This is a genomic window from Microbacterium sp. Z12_35, assembly GCF_058310475.1.
The window spans coordinates 361,990-379,790 of the sequence record NZ_JBZEGJ010000002.1 but is presented as its reverse complement, the minus strand read 5'-3'; the positions used below and the strand labels follow the sequence as shown (position 1 = coordinate 379,790).

Annotated in this window: 17 protein-coding genes; 5 read left to right on the top strand and 12 right to left on the bottom strand. The window is 67.9% G+C overall.

From position 1 onward, the window contains the following. Window positions 1–81: 81 nt before the first annotated feature. The 3 genes from AC4FS1_RS14620 to AC4FS1_RS14610 form a co-directional block, all read right to left on the bottom strand. Window positions 82–756: a response regulator gene (locus tag AC4FS1_RS14620; protein WP_491156323.1), complete on the bottom strand. Its 675-nt coding sequence runs from the start codon at window positions 754–756 to the stop codon at window positions 82–84. Continuing rightward, a complete protein-coding gene (locus AC4FS1_RS14615) occupies window positions 753–2,000 on the bottom strand; it encodes a sensor histidine kinase (protein WP_491156322.1) in 1,248 nt (415 codons plus the stop codon). Before AC4FS1_RS14615 ends, AC4FS1_RS14620 begins: the two co-directional genes overlap by 4 nt. Window positions 2,001–2,160: 160 nt before the next feature. Beyond that, the gene (locus AC4FS1_RS14610; RefSeq protein WP_491156321.1) at window positions 2,161–2,709 is read right to left on the bottom strand and encodes a hypothetical protein; all 549 of its coding nucleotides are present in this window, start codon (window positions 2,707–2,709) and stop codon (window positions 2,161–2,163) included. A gap of 216 nt (window positions 2,710–2,925) precedes the next feature. Between AC4FS1_RS14610 and AC4FS1_RS14605 the strand changes: the two genes are divergently transcribed. Further along, window positions 2,926–3,210, top strand: a complete 285-nt coding sequence (locus AC4FS1_RS14605) for a DUF4342 domain-containing protein (protein WP_491156319.1) — start codon at window positions 2,926–2,928, stop codon at window positions 3,208–3,210. Between the two features lie 67 nt (window positions 3,211–3,277). Here the strand turns inward: AC4FS1_RS14605 and AC4FS1_RS14600 are convergent, their stop codons facing one another. The 6 genes from AC4FS1_RS14600 to AC4FS1_RS14575 all read right to left on the bottom strand — a co-directional run bounded on the left by AC4FS1_RS14600 (window position 3,278) and on the right by AC4FS1_RS14575 (window position 8,516). After that, window positions 3,278–3,769 carry an SRPBCC family protein gene (locus AC4FS1_RS14600; protein ID WP_491156317.1) on the bottom strand — a complete coding sequence of 164 codons (492 nt, stop codon included), beginning with the start codon at window positions 3,767–3,769 and terminating at the stop codon, window positions 3,278–3,280. Next, on the bottom strand, window positions 3,766–4,578 hold the full coding sequence (locus AC4FS1_RS14595) for an SGNH/GDSL hydrolase family protein (protein WP_491156315.1): 813 nt from the start codon (window positions 4,576–4,578) through the stop codon (window positions 3,766–3,768). Before AC4FS1_RS14595 ends, AC4FS1_RS14600 begins: the two co-directional genes overlap by 4 nt. A 303-nt stretch (window positions 4,579–4,881) precedes the next feature. Further along, on the bottom strand, window positions 4,882–5,226 hold the full coding sequence (locus tag AC4FS1_RS14590) for an ArsR/SmtB family transcription factor (RefSeq protein ID WP_491156314.1): 345 nt from the start codon (window positions 5,224–5,226) through the stop codon (window positions 4,882–4,884). A 145-nt stretch (window positions 5,227–5,371) separates the two neighbouring features. After that, window positions 5,372–6,754 (bottom strand): MFS transporter, encoded by a 1,383-nt coding sequence (locus tag AC4FS1_RS14585; RefSeq protein ID WP_491156312.1) that lies wholly within the window; start codon window positions 6,752–6,754, stop codon window positions 5,372–5,374. Between the two features lie 38 nt (window positions 6,755–6,792). Next, window positions 6,793–7,638 (bottom strand): HpcH/HpaI aldolase family protein, encoded by an 846-nt coding sequence (locus AC4FS1_RS14580; RefSeq protein ID WP_491156310.1) that lies wholly within the window; start codon window positions 7,636–7,638, stop codon window positions 6,793–6,795. Then, on the bottom strand, window positions 7,638–8,516 hold the full coding sequence (locus tag AC4FS1_RS14575; protein WP_491156308.1) for a beta-keto acid cleavage family enzyme: 879 nt from the start codon (window positions 8,514–8,516) through the stop codon (window positions 7,638–7,640). Before AC4FS1_RS14575 ends, AC4FS1_RS14580 begins: the two co-directional genes overlap by 1 nt. Window positions 8,517–8,606: 90 nt before the next feature. Between AC4FS1_RS14575 and AC4FS1_RS14570 the strand changes: the two genes are divergently transcribed. Beyond that, a complete protein-coding gene (locus AC4FS1_RS14570; RefSeq protein WP_491156307.1) occupies window positions 8,607–9,191 on the top strand; it encodes a TetR/AcrR family transcriptional regulator in 585 nt (194 codons plus the stop codon). 133 nt (window positions 9,192–9,324) lie between these two features. On the opposite strand, the gene AC4FS1_RS14565 is transcribed toward AC4FS1_RS14570, so the two are convergent. After that, the gene (locus tag AC4FS1_RS14565; RefSeq protein WP_491156305.1) at window positions 9,325–9,693 is read right to left on the bottom strand and encodes a winged helix-turn-helix transcriptional regulator; all 369 of its coding nucleotides are present in this window, start codon (window positions 9,691–9,693) and stop codon (window positions 9,325–9,327) included. A 65-nt stretch (window positions 9,694–9,758) separates the two neighbouring features. On the opposite strand from AC4FS1_RS14565, the gene AC4FS1_RS14560 reads away from it, so the two are divergent. Further along, window positions 9,759–11,975 carry an LLM class flavin-dependent oxidoreductase gene (locus AC4FS1_RS14560; protein ID WP_491156303.1) on the top strand — a complete coding sequence of 739 codons (2,217 nt, stop codon included), beginning with the start codon at window positions 9,759–9,761 and terminating at the stop codon, window positions 11,973–11,975. Window positions 11,976–12,124: 149 nt separating this feature from the next. Here the strand turns inward: AC4FS1_RS14560 and AC4FS1_RS14555 are convergent, their stop codons facing one another. After that, window positions 12,125–12,715 (bottom strand): histidine phosphatase family protein, encoded by a 591-nt coding sequence (locus tag AC4FS1_RS14555; protein WP_491156301.1) that lies wholly within the window; start codon window positions 12,713–12,715, stop codon window positions 12,125–12,127. A gap of 738 nt (window positions 12,716–13,453) precedes the next feature. Between AC4FS1_RS14555 and AC4FS1_RS14550 the strand changes: the two genes are divergently transcribed. Further along, complete coding sequence (locus AC4FS1_RS14550) at window positions 13,454–14,101, top strand: dihydrofolate reductase family protein (RefSeq protein ID WP_491156300.1); 648 nt, start codon at window positions 13,454–13,456, stop codon at window positions 14,099–14,101. A 62-nt stretch (window positions 14,102–14,163) separates the two neighbouring features. Continuing rightward, window positions 14,164–16,281, top strand: coding sequence for a RecQ family ATP-dependent DNA helicase (locus tag AC4FS1_RS14545; RefSeq protein WP_491156298.1), 2,118 nt, complete (start codon window positions 14,164–14,166; stop codon window positions 16,279–16,281). A gap of 379 nt (window positions 16,282–16,660) precedes the next feature. On the opposite strand, the gene AC4FS1_RS14540 is transcribed toward AC4FS1_RS14545, so the two are convergent. Beyond that, window positions 16,661–17,788 (bottom strand): glycosyltransferase, encoded by a 1,128-nt coding sequence (locus tag AC4FS1_RS14540; protein WP_491156296.1) that lies wholly within the window; start codon window positions 17,786–17,788, stop codon window positions 16,661–16,663. Between the last annotated feature and the right edge of the window lie 13 nt (window positions 17,789–17,801).

Genomic DNA, 17,801 nt, shown 5'->3' with positions numbered 1-17,801 from the left:
AAGGTACGAGCCGGATGCCGGAGGGGTCTTCACCCCGCCGGTGCTCTTTGCCCGTACGCGTGTAGGGGTACCCGGCGATCCTCAGCCGGGCGCACCGGGCCTGACGAGCCCGGTGTCGTAGGCGAGCATCACGGCGTGGATACGATCGCGGAGGTGCAGCTTGGACAGGATGCGGCTGACATGGCTTTTCGCGGTCTGTTCCGCCATAAACAGCTCCTTGCCGATCTCGGAGTTCGACCGCCCGGTGGCGATCAGCAGGAACACCTCGCGCTCACGGTCGGTGAGGCTGTTGAAGACGGTCGTGGACTGCAACCCGGTCGGCTTGCTCGCGACGAAGTCCTCGATGAGTCGGCGCGTCACGCGCGGGGAGAGGAGGGAATCGCCTCCGGCGACGATGTGCACCGCGGATGCGAGCTCTTGGGCGTCGGCGTCTTTCAACAGGAAGCCGCTCGCGCCGGCCTCCAGCGCGGCATAGACGTACTCGTCGATATCGAAGGTCGTGAGCATGATCACGCGTGGAATGTTCGCCGGCCCGGTGGGACGCGTCAGCTGACGGGTGGCGTCGATGCCGTTCATCTTCGGCATGCGCACGTCCATGAGCACGACGTCGGGATGAAGCACGCGGTTCCGCGCGAGCGCTTCCTCGCCGTCGCCGGCCTCCCCGACGACGGCGATGCCGTCCGCCGCCCCGAGGATGGCGGACATCCCCGCCCGGTACATCGGCTGGTCGTCCACGATGAGCACTCGGACGGTCATGACGTCTCCAGTCGGCTGTCGATCGCGGCGGGCAGGACGGCATTCACGAGGTAGCCGCCGTCAGGCGTAGGTCCGGTCGACACGTGTCCTCCTAAGAGGCTCACGCGTTCTCGCATTCCGCGCAATCCCTGGCCACCAAGGTCGGCGATCGGCGTTTCTTCCGCTGTGCCGGTCACGCGGCCGGGTCCGGCGTTGCGCACCTCGATGTAGACCGAATCCTCGCCGACGCTTACTCTCACCGTCGTCGGAGCGCCCGCAGCATGGCGCACGACATTGCTGAGGGCTTCTTGGACGATGCGGTATGCGGTCAGTTGCACGAGCGAGCTGGTTGTGAACGCGCGGGGATCGGTGACGATCTCGACATCGGTTCCGGCGCGCGACGCAGACTGCGCGAGCTCGGACAACTCGGTGAGCTGGGGCTGCGGTACGAGGTCGGCGTCCTCGTCACCGGAGCGGAGAGCGCCCAGCAGCTGCCTCATCTCGGACAACGCCGTGCGCGCGGAGCGGGCGATGCCGGAGAACTCCTCCTCGATGGCAGAGGGTGCGGCGTCGCGGAGGCGGAAGGGTGCGGAGATCGCCTGCATGTGGATGATCGACATGCTGTGGGCGACGACGTCGTGCAGCTCGCGCGCGATGCGCCCGCGTTCCTCGACGTACAGGCGCTGCGCGTGCTCGAGTTCGATATCCCGGCGTGCTCGCGCGAGATCGCTGCGAATGTGGGCTCTCTGGCCCACGGCGATCGCGGCAGCCAGAACGGTGACCGTGTAGCTGCTGTAAATGATCAGATTGGTCCCCCACTGATCGGGTGACGCGTACTGCGCGGGGGATGCGGCGATCACCGCGACGAGCACGACGATGCTCAGCCACCACACGGTCACGGACACGATCCAGCGTTCGCGGATCCCGAGAAGAAGGATCAGGGCGCCCAGCGAGATCAATCCGGTGACGGGCAGCGGCCACGGCCCTTCGGGGAAGCCGCGCGTCGCCAGGGCCAGCGCGACGATGGATGCGAGATGCGCGGCGGCGCCGACGAGCGGCCGGAAGATCGTGAGAATCAACGAGCCGGACTGAACGGTGCAGATCGCGAAGGCCACCAGAAGCGGAACGTCGTAGACCGCGGTCGTGATCGGAACCGAGGCCGTGAAGAGCGCCGCGCAGAATGCGGCGGCCGTGCACCATGCCCAGAACGGCAGTTCCACATTCGATTGACGGCCGGCTGCTCTCCCGTTCGTCGTGCTTGTCACGATCGCCCTCTCCGGCCGGCGGAGCGGCCTTCGCCGTTACGCTACGGCCGATCTCCTGCCGCGTCATCACCCGGCGGTGGGTGTCGGCCCCCTACCGTCGTATGGTGAGGCAGCTGCCCGCGAGACATTCGCCTGCGAGTGGGCGCAGTGTCTCGGCGGATCAGTGGAGGAAGGTCTCAGCGGCGATGATTCCGGCGCCGAAGCCCGCGGTCGTCACCGCCGCGAACAGCGAGCGCCGCATCGAAGCGTGGCGGTTGCGCAGAGACAGGAAGCCGACGATAGCGAGCGTGACAATCCCGGTGGTGAGGCTCACGGCGTATGCCATCGGCGAGGGCAGCACCCCGATCGATGCCAGGACGAGGGGGACGGCGGGAGCGATGCACGCCTCGAGAAGGGGGATGTGACGCCTCATCTCATGCCACACCGTCGCGATGCCGGTCGGCACGGAGGCGCTGGGGGTGTGCTGGTCGGCGAGGACTGCCGAGTAGACGTGTGCGCACCAGAAGAGGACGACAGCGCTCGAGGAGTAGATGAGCATCTTCCACGCGGGATAGTCGGCGACGAACGTCGCACCGACGACGGCGACGAAGAGCACAAGACCGTGGACGGCGTACTCGAGAGCCTCCGGGCCGATGGCCCGAGCCGCCCGCAGCGGGCTCAGGAGCCGTGTCGAGGCAGCGGAGCTCAGCGATGCTGGGGTGGCGGTCATGATGGTCATCCTTCGAATCCGTTTTGGGTCGATGCGGGTTGATTTCGGAAAGGTAGGGCCGCGCGTGCGCCGAGCACGTCACCCCTCGGTACGGACGAGGGGCATACCGCGGACCACGCTGATCGACACCACGGGGGGAGGCGCGGCTGCGGTGCAGATGCCTAGTGTCCTGACACGGCCGGATGAGCCGGCCGAAAAAGAGAAGGGAACACTCTCATGAGCGAGAACAGCCACAAGGCGTACGAGGAGTTCGAAGTCGATGCCGAGGACGCGGTCACCCGCGTTCGCGAGATCGTCCGTGAGGGCAACGTCAGCCGCCTCTTCGTCAAGCGCGATACCGGGGAGACCATCCTCGAAGTGCCACTCACGGCCGGCGTCGCAGTGGCCACGGTCGGTCTCTTCCTGGCTCCGGTCCTCGTCGCCGTCGGTGCCGTCGCGGCGCTCGTGACCCGCGTCACGATCGGAGTCGAGCGCCACGTGGTCACCGAGACCGTGGCTTGACGACCCGGCGCGGATACGCGAAGAAGCCCGGACCCGCAAAGGGTCCGGGCTTCTTCGTCTTCCGGGGTCATCCCGCCTCGGCGGCCTGCTCGATGTAGGCGATCTCTCGGCGGATGACGTCCTCCATGTAGCGCTTCCACAGTGGTGCGAAGACGAAGCGGAGGATGCTTCGCCGGTAGGGCCGGGGGGCGAACTCAGCCATCCGCTCGACGATAGTTCCGCCTGATGCGCCGACGGTGAAGCGGAGCTCGCTGTGCATCTCGGTCGTGAGGAAGCGCAGTGCGTTGGTGAACCCGACGGCACGGTACGTGTACCGCTCGCCCTCGCGGTACTCGAGGAGCGTCTCCTGCACGCTGCCGCCATCGGAGAACAGCAGGTCGCGGGACGAGCCCACCCGGCCCCAGCCGTCGGGGCCCGGTGTGCACACAACGACTGCGGGGAGTAGGCCACGCCCGGTGAAGATGGCTGTGACGTCGCTCGTCAGGATGCGCTCGGAGGCGATCGACGGGCTCGCAGCGGCGACACCACGTACGCTCATCCGGACCGGCTCGGCGTTCATCGGGTCTCCTCCACCCACGCGGCGGCCAGCTGGCCGGCGACGGCGGCTCCGCGCTCGTTGAGGTGCACGTTGTCGGCGGTGACCTGGAGTCCGTGACGGTCAGACATCTCGTTGAAGGTCTTGCCCCACAGGAACCTGTCGAAGGCGGTGCCAAGGATCGGGAACGAGAACTCGGGAGCCTCGTCGTCGAGCAACGGCACGAGCTCCTCGAAGAGCGGCAGGTAGGAGACGCCTCGTTCGGCGGCCTCCTCCTCGAGCATCAGGTTGTAGGCGCGGACCTTGTCGTTGTGCACGCTGCTTACTTGCTCGCCGAGCGGCTGCAGCGACATGACAGCGATATCGGCATCGGTCTCGGTCGTGAGCTTGTCGAGGATGTCCGACATGTTCCCGTGCGACTCGGCGGGGTCGACGCCGTGACGGATGTCGTTGGTGCCGACCAGCAGGATGACCCGCTCGGGGTCGAGATCGATGACATCGTGATCAAGGCGCGCCAGCAGGTCACCCGTCGTGTGACCGTTGACGCCGGCGTTCACGACATCGGTGCCGGGCTCGTACAGGCCGCTGACCCAGTCCGCGCTGATCGTGCCCTGGACGGTGCTGGCTCCTGCCACGACCATGAGCGAGGCGGACGCCGGCCTGTCACGGAAAGCGTCGGGGGTGTTGCTGGGGCGCGAGATGAACGCCTTGTAGAGCACGGTGCCACACGTGATCAGCACCACGGCCAACACGATGGATGTCGCCACGAGGACGCGCCCGAGCACAGCTCGTCGCCCCGTTCCGTCGGCCGGTGTCTCGGCTTTGCTGAACATGTTGGTTCCTCCACTGTTGTTGTCCTCGGTAATCCGAAGTGACGGTTGATCGTCGCGGGGCGACTCGCGTCATCGTCGGGCGAGGGCCGCGGACCGTGCATCACCCGTGCGGTGGGTCCCACGCGCTACGCCGGTACCGCCTGAGGCTGCTGCCGCGGGCGGATGCTTTGCCACCCCTCGTGTAACCCCGCCGCGCGAACGTCCGCGTCGCGTGACACCTCACGGCCTCCGCGGCACTGCGGCACTGCGGCAGGGCGGCAAGCCTCGCCATCAGCGGCGGCGTCAAGAGTCAGCGCGCTTGGATCACTGCGTCGCCGCGGCGGCGTCAAGCAAGGGGTACAGCCAGTCCTCGAGGGTGTGCAATGACCGCGAGGTCAGGCTGTGGAGCGCCTTCCGGTCCGACCGAACGCACTCGACGAGACCCGCTTCGCGCAGGATGCCGAGATGGCGCGACGCCGAAAACCGGCTCATGTTCACGCGAAGCGCCACCTCGGATATGGTCCTGGCGCCCGACCCCTGGGGCCAGGATTCGGCGGCTCGACGTAGCTCCGCGAGTATCGCCAGCCGATCCGCGCTGGCAAGAGCCGAGAACACCCGGGCAAGCTCTGGCGAGCTCATCGCCCCCATGCCGGCCTCGTCCTCACTCACGACCGGATCGCGCCGCGCGCATCTTGGCCTGTGAGCCTCGTTCCGTCCGGCCACCCCACCCCGCGGGCGCCCCTACCGATGACGATCACCTCGCCTGCGACAAGCCATGTGCCGCGCGTTTCCGGCTCTTTTCAGTTGCGGCGGCTCACTCACCGGAAATCTCCTCGAGCGCGCGTTTGGCTGTCCGCTCTCCCAGCAAGCCGATGATGAGCCCGACCACCACCACGATCACCGCCAGGACGAGGTAGAGGCCCTGGAAGCCGATAGCGGCGAAGATTCCCGCGACCACGAGTCCCTGCAGAACGCCCCCGATCCGGCCGACGCCGTTGATGAGCCCTGCACCGATACCGCGAACGTGCGTGGGCAGGATCTCTGGGATATAGGTGTAGAACGCAGCCGAGCCGACTGCCAGCATCGTCTGACCGATGAATGCGGAGACGACCATCACGATCGGAGAGATAGCGAACGAGAACACCGTGAAGCTCGCTGCCGCCACCAGGCAGGCGATCATGATCGTCGTCCTGCGGTTGAGTCGATCGGCGATGGGAAAAAGCAGCACCGGGCTGAGGAAGGACGAGAAGGACAACACAGAGACGAAGCCGAGCGCCTCCGTTTGCGACATCCCGGTCTCGACGAGCACAGTTGCCACCCAGGACAGGTGCCCGTAGACGACGAAGAGGAACAGGAACCACCCTGCCGTGGCAACACCGATGCGCTTCAGGTAAACCGGTGACAAGAGTTCCCGGTAGGTGCCCTTGGGTGTTGCCAGCTCGGGTACCGCGACCGGATCGGCCAGCGGCCGACGGGTATAGGCGACAGCTCGGCTTTCGAGATTCGACACGATCTGGTCCGCGACAGCATGGCGTCCCACGGATTGAAGCCACCGAACCGATTCAGGCAAGGAGATCGCTGCCAGGATGGCGACCACGAGACCTGCGGCGCCCAGCACGAACAGCCACCGCCAGGAGCCGGCGTCGCCTTCGGTTGCGAGCCGGAGCGCGAGGAGAGAGGTGACAGGACCTGCCGTGAGGCCAATGAATGTGAGCGCGCTGAAGAATCGGCCCCGCGAGAGCCGAGGGAACATCTCGGCAAGGTAGACCATGATGACCCCGGTCGCTGCTTGCACTCCGATCCCGGTGATCACGCGGCTCACGGCGAGGATCTCGTAGTTCGGAGCGAGCGCTGACATGAGGGACCCGAGCGAGTAGAGCACCGAGGACCACACGAGCAGGCGCTTTCTTCCGAATCGGTCAGAGACTCGGCCGCCGACGATTGCGCCGATCATCATGCCCACGAACACGGCGGAGGTGATGACTCCGATCGATTCGAGGGGGAGGCCCCACTCGGCCCGGATCGTGGGCGCCGCGTAGGCGAAGACCGAGTTGTCGAAGGTCTCGACGAAGTAGGCCAGGCCCAGCACGATCACCCAGAAGACCTGTATCCGGGTCACCGGGAGACGATCGAGGCGGGCGACGATACGTGCGCCGGTGTCGGGCAACGGTTGGGCAGCGCCGGGGATGGTGGTCATGTCTTCTCCTTTGAAGCGATGGACGGTTTGGGGTTCGGTCAGCTTTTCCGGCGGGCGCTTGCGTATGCCCGGGCCTCCGTGATGCCGGCCTCGTCCCAGTTGGGCGTGGATATGAAGTCGAAGCCTTCATCGATTGCGCGGTGAAGATCGATTGCGGCGGGGTTTCCGACGGGGATGCCCGCTGCCTTGCACGATGCGACGACGGCCGCCCGGTACGGATCAAGTACTGGGTCGGCGACGTCGAAGGTGTGGATACCGAGGCTTACGAGACCGTCGCCCGGTCCCCAGAGGACGGCGCCGACACCGGGCACGGCGACCAGTTCGTCGATGTTCTGCCAGGCCTCGACACTCTCCACGAGCAGCACGAGCATCAGTTCGCCCTGCGGGTTGAGGGGCCAGAGATCTGCTCGGGCGAAATACTCCTCGTGGGAGTCCATACCCAGGTATCGCATCGCCGTACCGGGTAGCGCGCCGCGCCGCCCGACAGGGCCATCGTCCGCCGGCCGGCGATATCTCATCGACTGCACAACCTCGCGGACGTCTTCGGGCCGGGACGCTTGCGCGAGCAGGAGACCCATCGCGCCGTAGTCGAGCGTTTGCTTATGGACCCACGCTGCCCGATCGTCCGCGGTGACAGGGGTTCGCACGATGGGCGAGGCGGGGGCCGGACGGAGATGAGAGGTGCGCCGGCTGAGGAGCCATTGCAACGTGTGGCCGAGCTCGGTGAATCCGAAGCCCGTGTGCTCCATGTCCACGATGACGAAGTCCGCGGACGAATCCCCCGCGCGCTGCGCCGCGGAGAAGTCGCCGTTCTGGAGCCACGCGCCGAAGGCGACATCGCCCTGTTCCAGCGTTGCGATGAGCCCATTCACGCGACCAGACATCAGCGCACGATCCCGAGCATTTCCCGTGCCTCGTCAGGGGTCGCCAGCTCGCGTCCGTGCTTCCGCGCGAGGTCGACGACGGCCTGAGCGAGTTCTTGATTGGTGGGCAGACCGAGCTCGGGGTAGGCGTAGTCGCCGATGCCGATCGAAATGTGCCCGCCGTTTTCGAGGACGTCAGGGGCGATCTGGAAGAGATTGTCCGCGAACACGGTGGCCGACCACTCCCCCCGCAGGTTCTCGGGCACGAGCGAGCGGTAGGCGTGCAGGCCCGCGAGGGTCGGCGGGTGATTGATGAAGGACCGCCCACCGCTCATCCCGAATGTCATCCACACCGGCGAGTCGAGAATCGCCATGTCGACGAAGATCTCGGCCAGCCTCAGGTTGGGCGCGTTCCAGATCTGCAAGTACGGTTTGATGCCCTCGTCCCGAAGGATTTCGGCGAACTGTTTGAGCGTGCCCGTGGTATTCACGTACACCTTGTCGGTCGTCTCGAAGTCCGAGCCGTCCGGGGTCAGCAGATCGAAGTTGCTGCTGCCCATGTCCAGCGGGATCAGATCCGGGCCCAGCCCGTCCCGGACCAAACGAATAACGTTCTCCAGCCGAGTCGCGGGGTCTGCGACCTGCATCTCCGCGCCGAGCGAGGTGTGCACCAGGATGTCCGATCCCGCCCGCACGCGCCGCATCACGTCGCGATAGGTCTCGTAAGAGAAATCGGGCTCGCCGGTCGCGGTGCGCGCATGGAAATGGAACATGGAGGCGCCGATCTCGCGGCAGTCGTCCGCGACCTGGCCTAGTTCCTCCGGGGTGAAGGGGATGTTCGGGTTGACATCGCGGGACGCGAACTCGTTCACGCGCATCTCAAGGATTAGCTTCTTCATCGAACCTCACTCGGTAAGGGAACTTTTACTTCACCATAGGATCGCACCACCGGCCAGGTCAAGAAGAACTTACTTCGCTAGACTTGCCGGGTGGCCTCCTCTCCCCCCGACACCTCGACCCGGATCCTTGATGCGGCCGTGCACGAGTTCGCATGGCACGGGCTCGCGGGCGCGCGGGTGGAACGCATTGCAACGCTCGCCAGCGCGAATGTGCGTTCGATTTACGCGCACTTCGGTAACAAGGAGGAACTGTTCTTCGCGGCGCTGAACTCCGCGCTCGACAGCATGGCGGCGAGCGTGCCGCTTACGGACGACGATCTCCCGCAGTGGGCGGGGCGCCTCTTCGACTACCATCGCGCTCACCCGGAGGCGCTGCGCATCCACTTATGGCGCCAACTCGAGCGCCCAGAGCAGGGTCACAATTCGACTCGGTCGTATATCGACCGCGTGCGAGCCATGTCAGCGGTCGACACCATCTCCACGCAATCCGTCGATACCCTTGCCTTCCTCTTCGGCCTCGCTCAAAGCTGGTACCTGTCCCCCGCCGCACTGCTGACAGCAGACGGAAGCGACCCGACTTCCGTCCAGCGCCTGCAGGATCACCGACGCGCGCTCATTGAGGCCGCAGCAGCCATCTGCGAGCGCACCTCCGTTCACGCTGGCACGACCGACTGATCCCCCGGTGGCCGAGCCCCGCGGGATTCGGGCGGGGCCTGCAGCCACTACGACCCCGGAATCGGCACCCTGTCCCATTCCCCCCTCGACCACGACGGAGAGCCACCAGCCACCATCGAGGAGGCCACACGCGCTAGTCCTCGGAGTTATCCCAGCGCCGCACGAAACCGGACATCGGCTCGATGGCCGACAACAGATCGTTCCCACGCTCGGTCAGGCCGTACCGCACGCTGACGGGTGTGGTCGGAATGACCTCACGCTCGACCAGCTGCGCCGCACCGAGCTGCCGCAGGCGCACGGTAAGCATGCGGGCTGACAGACCGGGGACCGCGGCGAGGATCTCGCTGAACCGTTCCGCCCCGCGGGCGAAGGCGAGCAGGATACTGGCCGACCAGCGCTGCCCGACGACCTCGAGCATCGCACCGGCCCGCTGGCAGTCCCGCTCGTCGGCGTGTTCCCATGCGGTCGTCGGCTTGGCAGAGGAGGCGGATGTCGCAGTCACTTACTCATCGTAAGTCAGTTACGCGGCGTTTGCATCGGTTCCGGGAAGAAGCACAGCATGGCCGCATGCCTGATTACGGTCACCCGCTGAAGTTCGGGAGCTTCATCACTCCCCGAAACGACATCCCCCAGCTCCCCGTCGACCTCGCGGTCCTGAGCGAGGAGGCGGGCCTCGACGTCGTCACCTTCCAGGATCATCCGTACCAGCCCACGTTCCTCGACACCGCCACGCTCCTGACGTGGGTCGCGGCGCGCACCTCCCGCATCCATGTCTCAGCGAACGTGCACAGCCTGCCGCTGCGCCCCGCCGCCGTGCTCGCGCGCGCCAGCGCCAGCCTGGACCTGCTCAGTGGAGGCCGCGCCGCCCTCGGGCTGGGGACCGGAGGGTTCGGCGGCCCCATCGCGGCGATGGGAGGCCCCGATCGCACCGTGGGTCAGGCCGTGAGCGCCCTGGACGAGGCCATCGACGTCATCCGCGGGATCTGGGCAGGGAACGACCCGACACCGCTGTATATGAACGGCGAGTATTACCAGCTCAAGGGCGCCAAGCGTGGGCCCAACCCGGCCCATGACCTGCCGATCTGGGTAGGCGCTTATAAGCCCCGCATGCTTCGACTTGTCGGGCGCAAGGCCGACGGCTGGCTCCCGAGCCTTCCCTGGCTGGAGATGGGTGTGACGCGGGCCAACGAGATCATCGACGAGGCGGCCCGCGGCGCCCGGCGCGATCCGCGCGACATCGTACGGCTGCTGAACGTCTTCCCGCAGACCACCACCGACGAGCTCGCCCGGCTCGCGATCGAGGACGGCGTGAGCACCTTCATCGTCGCGACTGATGACCCCGCCGAGATCCGCCGCTTCGCTCAGGTGGTCGCCCCCGAGGTGCGCCAGCGCCTCGAAGAGCACCGCGCCCGAGAGGCGTCGGCGGGAGGAGGCGGTCGACCGGCACCGAGGTTCGAGGACGATCACGTGCCGGGCTCGCTCGCGGCATCCGCCCTCACCCCGGGCGACACGGGGTACACGCGGTACACGTCGGGGTACTTCCGCGGCGCCCGCCCGGGCCTCGTGCTGCGGCCGCAGACGCCGGCGCAGGTCCAGGATGCGGTGCGCTTTGCCGCTCGTCACCGCGACGTGCCGCTGGGCATTCTCAGCGGGGGCCACGGTCTGTCTGGTCGCTCGCTCAACAACGGCGGCATCGTGATCGCCGTCGACGCGCTGAACCGGGTCGACGTGCGGGAAGGCGGGCGCTTCCGGGCCGGGCCGGGCGCACGTTGGGGGGAGGTGGCGCGCGCGCTCGCGTCGCACGGCTTCGCGCTCACGGCGGGCGACTACGGCGGGGTGGGCGTGGGGGGCCTTGCCACCGCCGGTGGCATCGGCTGGTTCGTGCGCGAGCACGGGCTGACAATCGACCACCTGCGCTCCGTCGAGGTCGTCATTGCCGACGGCGAACTCGTGCGAGCGAGCGCGGACGAGAACGCCGATCTCTTCTGGGCGATGCGGGGTGCCGGCGCGAACTTCGGGGTCGCGGTGTCGTTCGAGTTCGAAGCCCACCCCGTCGGGCCCTCCGTCGGCTTCGCGATGCTCACGTACGCCGTCGACGACATCGCCGAGTTCTTCCAGGACTGGGGCAGGGCGCTGGAGTCGGCGCACCCGAGCGTCACTGGAACGCTCATGATCGCCCCTCGCGGGCGGGCAGCCCCGCTCGGGGTGCAGGCGCTTCTCGTGGTCGACTCGCACGACCCCGACACCGTCATCACGCGGCTGCAGCCCTTCGCGCCGCTCGCTCCGCTGGCCGACCAATCGGTACAACTCGTCCCCTACTCCGCGCTGCTAGAAACGCCGATGGGCGAGCAGCAGCAGGGCCGCGGCGAGCCGCACTCGCATTCCGCCTTGACCAACCACCTGGGCGAAGACGTCGCCGCCGCGCTCGCCGATCTGCTGGGCGCTGATTCGCCGTTCATCCTCTCGGTCCGCTCGGCCGGTGGAGCAGCGGCGGACACCCCTGCGGATGCCACCGCATACGCCTGGCGCGGCGCGAACTTCCTCATCGCGACCATCGGCGGAGGCACGCCCGACTTCGAGGCACGGTGGGCGCGGGTGCGCGACCGCGGGGAGGGCATGTACCTGAGCTTCGAGACCGACACTGGCCCCGAGGTCGTCGCGCGCGCCTTCCCGCCCGCGCACCTCGCGCGCCTGCGAGAACTCAAGGGCCGCTGGGACCCCTCCGGGCTCTTCCGCGACAACTTCTCCATCGATCCCCACATATCCGACGGCGCCCCAGCCTGACCCTCGTCCGAAGGCACGCGCGTCCGCACCATCCGCCGCGCTATCCGGACGAGAACCATGCCCCCTGTTCCGTCTCGAGCCGAACCTGCGCAAGGAGCCCGTGAAGCACGGTTGAAGTCGGCGCTCAGGCTGGCGGGGCCACCCAGCCGCTACGCGGTCGGGATCGGCGCCCCGTCCCATTCCTCACACGTCAGGGTGCCTTCAGCATCCAGATGGGCGCGGACCATGGACGTGTTGGCGAGGCGATGCTCCTTGAGGATGAAGTCCGGCGTCAGGTCGGAGCCTTCGCAAATGGTGGGGAGCATCAGCGAGAGAGTGGCGAAGTGCGCGGCGACCACGACCGTTCCTTGCTCATGGCGGAACTCATCGGCGAACTCGGTCCACCAGGAGTGAAAACGATTGTTCACGACGTCGTAGTCACCCTCCGTGGAGTACTTCTTTTCGCGCTCTTCACCGTCGAGCCACGCGGCCATCCGCCGAGGGATCTCCACAGTCTTATCCGCATCACCGATGCCTTCGTTGAGGTCGACCTCGTTGAGGCGCGAATCCGCGAGGAGGGGGAGGTCGTGGCTCTCTGCGACCGCGGCCCCGGTCTGGAAGGCGCGGGTCATCATGCTGCTGTATACCGCTGCCACCGGCTCGTCCTGCAGCGTGGTGGCCAGGTCCGCCACCTGCTGCAGGCCGAGCTCGGACAGCGGGCCCTGTGAGGGCTTCGCTTCGCCGTGCCGAACAAAGATCATGTCGACGCCGGTCGTGTCAGGCGTTTGGGGTGCCGCCGGTGCTCCTGGAGTCGCGCCGCTGCAAGCGGTGAGAGCCGCAGCGCCTAGGGCCAGGGCGACCACGCCCCCCATCAGCCTTCGGGCCGGCCACCGCCGACGATAGGAAAAACGACCAAGACGACTCGGCATGCTTGCCATCGGGGGCACTCCACTTCTCATGGGAAACGTACTCCCAGCGTCTCTACCCGCTCCCGTCGCGTCATCGTGCAGATGCAGGCGGCGGGTACGCAGTTCGCCGTAGAACCGACGGCGCCGCCAAGCCCACGTGCTGCGCGACCCCCTCACTCCCGGTGAAGGGCGGGACGTCCGCGAATCCGCGACTGGAGCGGGGTTCGCACGGTGCGCGAGGTGGTCGGCGACACGCGCCGCGGGAGCTCCGCTTCGACGATTGTGCGGGACGCCGTCGCGCGGCACCGGGGCAGCACCGGGTCTCTCTCCGACCCGGCTGCTTCGGACCGGGTGTCTTCGGTCTCGGCGCGCCTCGGCTGAACGCAGCGCCACCGCATTGCGGCGATCGCCGTGCCGCGCGATGGTTAGGCATGTGCCTCGCTATCGCGACGAAGTGGACGTGATGCTTCGCGCGCTCGCTGATCCGACTCGTCGCGCGAACGTGGAGCGCGTCGCGAAGTCGCCGGCGGTGATGTCCCAACTGCTGGCCCCGTTCACCTGTCCCGCGCAACCGACGAGGAGACCGGAGAGATGACTCGCGTTCGGATCGACCTGTTCTCGTCACTCGACGGATACACCGCGGCGCCGGACGTCGCATCAGACAACCCGATGGGTGAGGATTGGGGCGCGCTCGCGGCGGCCTACACGGCCACCCGCACGTTCCGGAGGAAGGTCTTCGCCGACACCACCGGCGCAGGGACGACGGGCATCGACGAGGCCCACGCGGCCGCGTTCTTCGATGGTGTCGGCGCGGAGATCATGGGCGCCGCGATGTTCGGGCTCCATACCCATCCCGCCGACGCGGAGTGGAAAGGCTGGTGGGGCGACGAGCCGCCGTTCGGCTACCCGGTCTATGTCCTCACCCACTCCGCACCACGACCGCCGATCGCGATGGCCGGCGGCACCACGTTCCACTTCCGAGCGGGCGCGCTCGAGGACGCTCTTGCCGAGGCGACCACTGCTGCCGCTGGCCTCGATGTTCGTATCGGGGGCGGAATCCGAACAGCGCGCGCATTCCTCCGCGCAGGTTTGGTGGACGATCTGCACGTGGGAATCGCCCCGGTGGTACTCGGCCGCGGGAACCGTGTCTGGGACGATCTCCGGGGGCTCGAGCACACGCATGCGGTGAGATCCGAAGTCGCCGAGAGCGGCACCATCCACGTCACCTTCACGCGATAAGGCGCAACGATGTGAGCGCCTCGCGGACTGCCGCGTCGGCGACATGAGGCAGGGTTGAGCGCATGACCTCGACGACGCCCACGCACGCCCCGGCACTCGACGTCCTGCGTGCCCTCGTCGGCCGCGACGACGCCGAGTTCCACGACGGCCAGTTCGAAGCGATCGAGGCGCTCGTGGACGACCGTCGCCGCGCGCTCGTCGTGCAGCGCACCGGGTGGGGGAAGTCGGCGGTGTACTTCGTCGCGACGCTCCTTCTCCGTCGACGCGGCGCCGGTCCGACCGTGCTGGTGTCGCCTCTGTTGGCACTCATGCGCGACCAGATCGCCGCGGCCGAGCGTGCCGGGGTGCGGGCCGTCGCGATCAACTCCACCAACGCGCACGAGTGGGGCGACGTGCTCACGCAACTCGACCGCGACGAGGTCGACGTGCTGCTGGTGTCTCCCGAGCGCCTCAACAACCCGTCCTTCCGCGACGAGCAGCTGCCACAGCTGGTCGCGAGGATCGGGCTGCTCGTCGTCGACGAAGCGCACTGCATCAGCGATTGGGGGCACGATTTCCGCCCCGACTATCGACGGCTCCGCGACCTCATCGCACGCATACCCACGGGGGTTCCCGTGCTCGCGACGACCGCGACCGCCAACAGCCGCGTCGTGTCGGATGTGGCCGAGCAGCTCGGCGTGCCCGACGAGAGCACCGGCTCACCCGAGGTCCTCATCATCCGCGGTGCTCTCGCACGGACATCGCTCCGGCTCGGCGTGCTGCGGCTGCGGGACGCGCCATCCCGGCTCGCCTGGCTCATCAGCCATCTCGGCGAGCTCCCCGGTTCTGGCATCATCTACACGCTCACCGTCGCGGCCGCCAATGACACGGCCCGGCTGCTGCGTGACCGGGGATACGAGGTGCGCGCGTACACAGGTCAAACCGATCCCGATGAGCGCGAAGAGTCCGAGTCGCTCTTGAAGGACAACCGGGTCAAAGCCCTCGTCGCCACCAGCGCTCTGGGCATGGGCTTCGACAAACCCGACCTCGGGTTCGTCGTTCATCTCGGCGCGCCCTCGTCGCCCGTGTCGTACTACCAACAGGTCGGGCGCGCAGGGCGCGCCACCGCCTCGGCCGATGTGCTCCTGCTCCCCGGCGCCGAAGACCGCGACATCTGGCACTACTTCGCGACGGCGTCGATGCCCGACCGCGACCGGGCCGAGAGCGTGCTCTCGGCCCTTTCGACCGCGGGAAGCCCACTGTCGACGCCGTCGCTCGAGGCCCTGGTCGACATCCGTCGCACCCCGTTGGAGCTGCTGCTGAAGGTGCTCGACGTCGACGGTGCGGTCGCCCGCGTGCAGGGCGGCTGGGTCGCGACCGGTCGGTCGTGGACGTACGACGAGGAGCGCTACGACCGGATCGCCGCGGAACGCCTGGCCGAGCAGAAGCACATGATCGAGTACGAAGAGACCACCCGGTGCCGCATGGAGTTCCTGCAGCGCTCCCTGGACGATGACACCGCGACGCCATGCGGACGCTGCGACAACTGCGCCGGCGCATGGTTCCCCACCCGGATCGACGAGGAAGCGACGGATGCCGCATCCGCTGCCCTCGATCGCGTCGGCGTGCCGCTCGAACCGCGGCGGCAGTGGCCGACAGGTGCCGACCGACTCGGCGTGCCCGTGCGCGGTCGCATCCCCGCCGAGGAGCAGGCGAGCGAAGGGAGGGCGCTTGCCCGGCTCACCGACCTGGGATGGGGTGGAACGCTGCGCGAGATGTTCGCGGAGGGCGCCGATGATGCCCCGATTGCCCCGAGTGTTCTCGCCGCCTGCGTCCGGGTGCTGGCCGAGTGGGGATGGACGGAGCGTCCGGTCGCCGTGGTCGCGCTGCCCTCGCGATCAAGGCCGCAGCGGGTCGGCTCGCTCGCGCGCGGGATCGCTGAAATCGGGCGAATGCCGATGCTCGGAGCTCTGGATCTCGTGGAGGACGGCCCGAGGGGTGGGCCGGGCGGCAACAGCGCCTTTCGACTCGCCGGAGTCTGGGCGCGGTTCAGTGCGGCAGGCCTCGAGGTTCCGCCCGGCCCCGTGCTGCTCGTCGACGATCTCGTGGACAGCCGGTGGACGCTGACGGTCGCCGCGCGTGAGCTGCGCCGTGCCGGCGCGACCGGGGTCCTTCCCTTCGCCCTCGCGCTTCGCAGCTGACGCGCGGCCGCTCCGTTCTCCATGCGGCCTCCTCGCCAGCGACGTCAGCGCTCAGCGGCTCGACTTCTCTCTCGTGCCCGCCGTCGGGATTCCCCCGCTGAGCGGCGACTCGGTCGAGTGCCGTGAGGACGAGCCCGCCCAGCCGGTCTCGTAGGAGTCGCTCATCAAGGATTTCGTGCAGCACCCACCGGGTGATGCGACCCCCGATGGGCGCCAGCTCGGCGACGGGCGCGGCTTCACCCAAGCGCGGTTCGACATCGTGCTCGCGCCGGCGCACGCCGAGTGACGAGGTTCTCCCGCTCCCGGCACTGATACCGTCCCGTTGTCGCCCAGGACGGTCAGGGAGTCGCGTGGGTGTGCCCGGCAACAGCCCGGGGGCTCATCGGCTGGGTGACGCCACGCGGCTGTCAAGCAGGCTGACCAGACGCGCCAGCGCCTCCTCTGCTCTCGGCATCTCACTGATTGCTGTCGCGATCCCAGCGGCCGCTTCCCGGTAGGCCGGTTCTGTGATGAGGCGGTGCGCCGCGTCCGCCACGTCCGCCGGATCCTCGATGGCGATCGCTACGCCGGCGTTCGCGAGTCGTGTCGCGTTCCAGGGCTGATCCGCCAAGAAGGGGCGGATGACCATCGGCACCCCCGCGGTGAGAGCGGCGAGCGTCGTTCCGGTTCCCCCCGCGGACACGACCACATCCGCCAGCGGCAGAAGCCGCTGCAGAGGGATGAAGCCGACGCGATGCACGTTCTCGGGAGACGTCCCCGGCTCTGCGGCACCACGCGGGCTGGTGAGGAGGACCTGGAGCCCCGCTCCGGCGAGCCCCTGCACCAGGGCGGACTCGATCTCGGGCTCATCCACGCTCGTACCAAGGCTGACCACCGCGACCGGCCCGGAGCGGTCCAGCTCGAAGCCCAGCGGATACGACTCCGGTTCTCGGTAGACGGCGGGCTGCATCGCCTCGTGAGCGGAAGCTGCCTCCCGCTCCTCCCCGTCAAGCAGGGCCGCGGGGAACGGGTCGACCACCGCGATCGGCGTCGGGCGCGTCAGCTGCCGGGTGCTGAACGACGACGACGCTCGGTCCTCGATCGCCCGCATGAGCGGGCTGGGAATCGGCCCGGAGGGGATGAACTGCACGAAAGGCACTTGCAACGAGGCGGCCACCAGTGGAGCGAGCTGGTCGAGCAGATCGCCGATGACCAGGTCGGCATGGAGTCCGTCGATAGCTTCCAGCACAGCATCCGCGCCGAGGTCGGAACGCACTCCCCCGAAGAGCTCGATCGCACCCGCACCGGGATGCCGACCGTCGTCGCCGACGAGGCGATGCTCGGTCTCCGCCATGCTCTCCGCCACAGAAGGACCCGCCTCCACGACTCGGTGATGCGGGAGGAGCGCAGCGCCACCCGCACCCGTGATCACGATGACGTCGTGACCCGCGGATACAGCCGCATCCATCAAAGGAGTCATGGGGTACAGGTGGCCGGCAGCCGGAACACCCAGGAAGATGATGTGCATGGCCCAATGGTAC

Bases quoted from the DNA above. Each gene is read 5' to 3' on its own strand.
- AC4FS1_RS14620 (WP_491156323.1), bottom strand. From the start codon at position 756: ATGACCGTCCGAGTGCTCATCGTGGACGACCAGCCGATGTACCGGGCG.
- AC4FS1_RS14610 (WP_491156321.1), bottom strand. From the start codon at position 2,709: ATGACCGCCACCCCAGCATCGCTGAGCTCCGCTGCCTCGACACGGCTC.
- AC4FS1_RS14605 (WP_491156319.1), top strand. From the start codon at position 2,926: ATGAGCGAGAACAGCCACAAGGCGTACGAGGAGTTCGAAGTCGATGCC.
- AC4FS1_RS14600 (WP_491156317.1), bottom strand. From the start codon at position 3,769: ATGAACGCCGAGCCGGTCCGGATGAGCGTACGTGGTGTCGCCGCTGCG.
- AC4FS1_RS14595 (WP_491156315.1), bottom strand. From the start codon at position 4,578: ATGTTCAGCAAAGCCGAGACACCGGCCGACGGAACGGGGCGACGAGCT.
- AC4FS1_RS14585 (WP_491156312.1), bottom strand. From the start codon at position 6,754: ATGACCACCATCCCCGGCGCTGCCCAACCGTTGCCCGACACCGGCGCA.
- AC4FS1_RS14580 (WP_491156310.1), bottom strand. From the start codon at position 7,638: ATGTCTGGTCGCGTGAATGGGCTCATCGCAACGCTGGAACAGGGCGAT.
- AC4FS1_RS14575 (WP_491156308.1), bottom strand. From the start codon at position 8,516: ATGAAGAAGCTAATCCTTGAGATGCGCGTGAACGAGTTCGCGTCCCGC.
- AC4FS1_RS14560 (WP_491156303.1), top strand. From the start codon at position 9,759: ATGCCTGATTACGGTCACCCGCTGAAGTTCGGGAGCTTCATCACTCCC.
- AC4FS1_RS14555 (WP_491156301.1), bottom strand. From the start codon at position 12,715: ATGATCTTTGTTCGGCACGGCGAAGCGAAGCCCTCACAGGGCCCGCTG.
- AC4FS1_RS14550 (WP_491156300.1), top strand. From the start codon at position 13,454: ATGACTCGCGTTCGGATCGACCTGTTCTCGTCACTCGACGGATACACC.
- AC4FS1_RS14545 (WP_491156298.1), top strand. From the start codon at position 14,164: ATGACCTCGACGACGCCCACGCACGCCCCGGCACTCGACGTCCTGCGT.
- AC4FS1_RS14540 (WP_491156296.1), bottom strand. From the start codon at position 17,788: ATGCACATCATCTTCCTGGGTGTTCCGGCTGCCGGCCACCTGTACCCC.